This window comes from Okeania sp. SIO2B9 (assembly GCF_010672505.1).
In the GTDB taxonomy this organism is placed as follows: Bacteria; Cyanobacteriota; Cyanobacteriia; order Cyanobacteriales; family Microcoleaceae; genus Okeania; species Okeania hirsuta.
Genome location: NZ_JAAHGK010000568.1, coordinates 1 through 4,629, shown reverse-complemented (window position 1 = coordinate 4,629; position 4,629 = coordinate 1). Strand labels below are relative to the sequence as shown.

Here is a 4,629-nt window from a genome sequence, read left to right as displayed (position 1 = left end):
GTTAAGAGAAGCTAGGAAAAAGAATAACTTCTCTCTCCATAAAAACAATTTACTCTAATTTATTTACTGAAAAGTTATGTACAGCCCCCTAATAAAAAAAGTTATAGCTAAAGCTTGTAATATTAGTATCGATGAATGTGTAGAAGTTCAGAGATTAAAACTAGAAGTTCAAAGATTAACCGAGGAAAATCAAGAACTAACAGAACAATCACAACAATATCAAAAAGAAAATCAAGAACTGCAAAATAAACTAACCAAACTGAGAATGCAGTTAGCAACTCTCTCAGAAGACTCTCCCTCTCTAAACTCCTCTTTATCTGCTAATTTAATACCATCAAAAGAGTCAACCAAAACAACAGTTATTTTAGTTGATTCACCAAGTCCAGAACTAGAAGAAGACCGAGGTAAAGCTGTAGAGTTGCTAAATCAATTACCAAACGGTATGTGGCACGTTAAAGTTGAATCAGGAGTTCAAGTTATTCTGAAACCAGAAGCTCTAAAAGTTCTAGCATAGTTTTCCGTTACTCAGTTTTCTTAATAAAATTCTGAAATGGTTAAAAATTTCTAGAATACTTTTATGTAGAGGTAGGTTGAAATAAAGGCATAAATTCAACCCGCTAAAATACTTATGTCTAATATAACTATCCTCTACTCTAAATATCTTGATAAATAGATAACTGAACTTGATATTACCTATTGAATTTCCTGAAAATTAGGTAATATTTTAGATACAAAAAATTTAGTAAGCTGTTAATAATTTAGGCTATGTATGCCGATTTTTGGAAAGGGAACAGAGAATAAGTGAAGAGAAAAAAATACTCTACCCCATTAATATGAGAACCCTTATAAGGCCAAGAAATAGGTTGTTATAGCAGTCAAAGGAAAGATCGCGGACATATCAAAAGCTTAAAACCCAAACAACGCAAGATTTTTCCTTCTTACTTCTTCTTTCTTCTGCTATAAGCTAAGTGAAATAAATAGTTTTTTTTGCTGCTTTCCTCTCATATAATGTCCGTTTGAACACTTATAAATAACGACCGAGGAATCAGGAGTCAGGAGTAGTGGCGTTAACGATAGTTATGGGCAAGCAAACGCCCATATAGGAGGAAAAAAGAAGAACAGAAGAAGAAAGTTTTTTATCACTAATTAAACGGACATGATATCACTAATCTTTCCCATGTATAATTTTTTCTACTTTGGAATTTGGAATGGGGATATAACTTCTGCCTTTAAATAAAAATCTTTGGTACTAGACAGTGCAAAGTTCTGGGAATAACTATTGCTAGTCAAGGGTTTCACGGACTCAAGGTTAAAAATTCTCCATTCACAACAGTAGGTACTGTAAACCTTTCCCAGTAACACTTTCAATCTTGAGAGCCAACTGTTTTTTAGCAGAACTTTGTACTCTCCAGTTTGGTATTCTACTTAAATAAAAACAATTCGACCTATCTATTGAACAGAAAAAATGCTCGACAACCAGTCGAACATTTCTTACTTTTAGTAAATCAACAGAATCAGAACTAATTATTTTGCGACAAAGAAAAACTTGGTTGACTAGCTACCGAATTAGTTTCAACAGTGTGAACTAAAACCGAGTTCAACATAGGAGTTTTAACAATAGTATCGTTAGCCAAAGTAAACAAAGGATTAGATAAAATTCCAGCTAAAGACGTTGCTAAAACAGACAAAATCAACCCTACTTGTAAAGGACGCATACCCGAAATATCCCAACGAATAGGAGGATAATTTTTAATCACATCCGACATTTCTTGCGGTTCTTTTACCACCATCATTTTCACCACACGAATGTAGTAGTAAATAGAAGCAACACTGGTAATTAATCCTAACAAAACTAACCAATACAATCCAGCTTGCCAACCTGCCCAAAATAAATAAATCTTGCCAAAGAAACCCGCTAGTGGAGGAATACCACCTAAAGAAAGCAAACAAAGACTTAACCCTAAAGTTAATAACGGGTCTTTTTGATATAACCCTGCATATTCACTAATTTGGTCTGTACCTGTACGGAGAGAAAATAGAATCACACAGGTAAAACCACCCAAATTCATAAACAAGTAAATTAGCAGATAAAATATCATACTAGCGTAACCAGCTTCAGTATTCGCCAAAAGGCCAATCATAATAAAACCTGCTTGTCCAATAGATGAGTAAGCAAGTAGACGTTTCATACTGGTTTGGGCCAGAGCAACCACATTACCCAATACCATACTCAATACAGCAAGGGCAGTAAATACAAAATGCCACTGTTCCAAAACTAAAGGAAAAGCAGTCACCAAAAGACGAATAGCTAGAGCAAAACCAGCCGCTTTAGAACCCACTGAGAGAAAGGCCACAACTGGAGTAGGAGAACCTTCATATACGTCCGGAGTCCATTGATGAAAAGGGACAGCAGAAATTTTGAAAGAAATACCAGCGATCGCGAATACTAAGGCAATAACTAAAGCTAGTGAAACACCGCCACTCGATCCATCAGCAAGACTAGAGGCGATCGCTGTTAACCGAGTTTCTCCACCAGACAAACCATAGAGAAGGGAGATGCCATAGAGAAAAACGGCCGAACTTGCAGCGCCAATGAGTAAATATTTTAATGCTGCTTCATTGGAGCGAGGGTCACGTTTTGTATAACCAGTTAATAAATAAGAGGAGATACTCAGGGTTTCCAGAGAAACAAAAATCATCACCAACTCATCTGCTCCAGAAAGGAACATTGCCCCCAAAGTAGCAGTGAGCAGAATACAAATAAATTCTCCTAGTGGAGTCCCAGTTTGTTCTATGTATGCCACCGACATCAATATGGTGGTAATTGCACACAGAGCAATGATACCTCTAAATACTACACTGAGGGCATCAGCATTAAAGCCTCCCAAAAAACCGATGGTATTTGTACTGTCCCATTGAGTATATAAGGCCACAATAGCGATCAATAGACCTACTATGGCTGCGTAGGGAGTCCATTTAGCAGAAGTACGTCCTACTATGAGGTCTCCAACGAGAACTACAAGTAGGGTAATTATAACTATTGCTTCTGGAAGGATAGTGCCTGCGTTAAGTTGCGCCGCAATGTTAGAGAAATCTATCATGTTAGATAATTTGAAATTTTTTGTGTAAGTAACTAAGAATTTTGACTGATTAATAATCCTTTACAGTAGAGGATTGTAGCGTGTATCCAGAGATTTTTTGGTTTTTTATTAGGTGAGGAAGAAAAAACCAAATGTTTTCTAAATTATTGAAGAAGGAAGAAGCGGTGCGACCCCACGTCGGCGATAGACGCAAGGGAATGCGCACCAAGAGAGGAAGGAAGAAAAAACGGATGGGGACTCAAACCCCAACCAATTGTAAACAAGGTGTAGACGGCCAGAGCTAATTCTTTGTCGTCAGAGAATATTTACAACTCCAGGAATTACGCATTATCATGGTAAAAACACTATATATACCATAGTGCTATAGTTTTTATATACTATATGTAGTGTCTTTCCGTAAGTCCTTAACTCTATATTTTTGGTTAACTAATCCTAGCAAGATGTACGAAATTTCAAAGTATACAATTTTTCTCTAGTGACAATAAATTGACCCTAGGGGTTAGGGGTGGGTTCCCCACTCCCTTTTTCTCTAGTGCAGGATGGCGGAAATAACTGACCAGTTACAAAATCCGAAAACAATTACAAATCAAAAATGATTGACTTTTGACTTTTGATTTTTAACTTCCGCGTAGCGGCACTAGTGACAATAAATTGACCCTGGTGTAGACGGTATACCTTACCCATAAGTCTTGAAACCCTTGTGGGGAGCAGGGGAGCAGGGAGCAGGGGAGAAAGGAGAAAAAATCAATTTAGCTAAGTAAAACTACTGAAGTTGTCAAAAAAAAAGTATGGAAAAATACATTTTTTCTCCCGAAAAAGCCGAGCCAAGACTTACTCATAACTCGTCTTAACAGTCAAGCTTTATGTTAAGAAAGATGTGGGTAATGGATAGGTGTAGACGGCGGGGTATTAAACCCAAAATAAAAAGATAAAATTTAACTTCTAAGGCTTAACTAATATTTAGTATGAGACTGCAAAGTCTACTTAATAAAATTTAATGAACTAGGAGAAACTCTCATTAAGGGATAAAAAAAGATGATTTTCAAAGTCCTTAGTTAACTATATAATTTATTGCTGAATATTTATACATTCATTACTAATCAAGACTTTCAGGCATTTTATTAAAAAGATTTACTCAGAATATTTGTGAATGACTCTACAAGATATAGTTTACTAAAACAAACTTTGTTTTGTGTCTATAGCTAATAGTAACTGACTGTTTTCAGTAACCTGACTGGTTGATTTTTTCTAGCTGTGCTAAATTAAAAATGTAAATTATATAATAAAATTGGAAAAAAAATGTCCATGATGAACAAAAACTCACCAAAAAGTCTAGTTAAATTAAATGAGGTTCATAAAGTCAATATAGAAAAAAGATTAGCTCATCGCCTGGAAGCAGCAAGAGCTAAAGGAAATCAAGATTTAGTTAAAGCTCTGGAATCTGAAAGACAATTACTGGAGTGACTTACCTACACAGATGTATTAGCTTTCTGTGTATGCTTCTTATCTCTTTTAAAGACGGTCAGAA

4 protein-coding genes are annotated in these 4,629 nt (G+C 35.7%); 3 read left to right on the top strand and 1 reads right to left on the bottom strand.

Annotated features, from left to right (window positions below; all coding sequences use genetic code 11):
- Window positions 1–76: 76 nt before the first annotated feature.
- The gene (locus F6K13_RS19255; protein ID WP_124144480.1) at window positions 77–514 is read left to right on the top strand and encodes a hypothetical protein; all 438 of its coding nucleotides are present in this window, start codon (window positions 77–79) and stop codon (window positions 512–514) included.
- Window positions 515–1,520: 1,006 nt separating this feature from the next.
- On the opposite strand, the gene F6K13_RS19250 is transcribed toward F6K13_RS19255, so the two are convergent.
- On the bottom strand, window positions 1,521–3,101 hold the full coding sequence (locus F6K13_RS19250) for an NAD(P)H-quinone oxidoreductase subunit N (protein ID WP_375339359.1): 1,581 nt from the start codon (window positions 3,099–3,101) through the stop codon (window positions 1,521–1,523).
- A 131-nt stretch (window positions 3,102–3,232) separates the two neighbouring features.
- Here F6K13_RS19250 and F6K13_RS19245 point away from each other — a divergent pair, with 131 nt between their 5' ends.
- Both F6K13_RS19245 and F6K13_RS19240 read left to right on the top strand, forming a co-directional pair.
- Window positions 3,233–3,385, top strand: a complete 153-nt coding sequence (locus F6K13_RS19245) for a hypothetical protein (protein WP_287288050.1) — start codon at window positions 3,233–3,235, stop codon at window positions 3,383–3,385.
- A gap of 1,021 nt (window positions 3,386–4,406) precedes the next feature.
- Entirely contained in the window at window positions 4,407–4,565 is a 159-nt protein-coding gene (locus F6K13_RS19240; protein ID WP_161564460.1) for a hypothetical protein, read from the top strand.
- The last annotated feature ends 64 nt before the right edge of the window (window positions 4,566–4,629 follow it).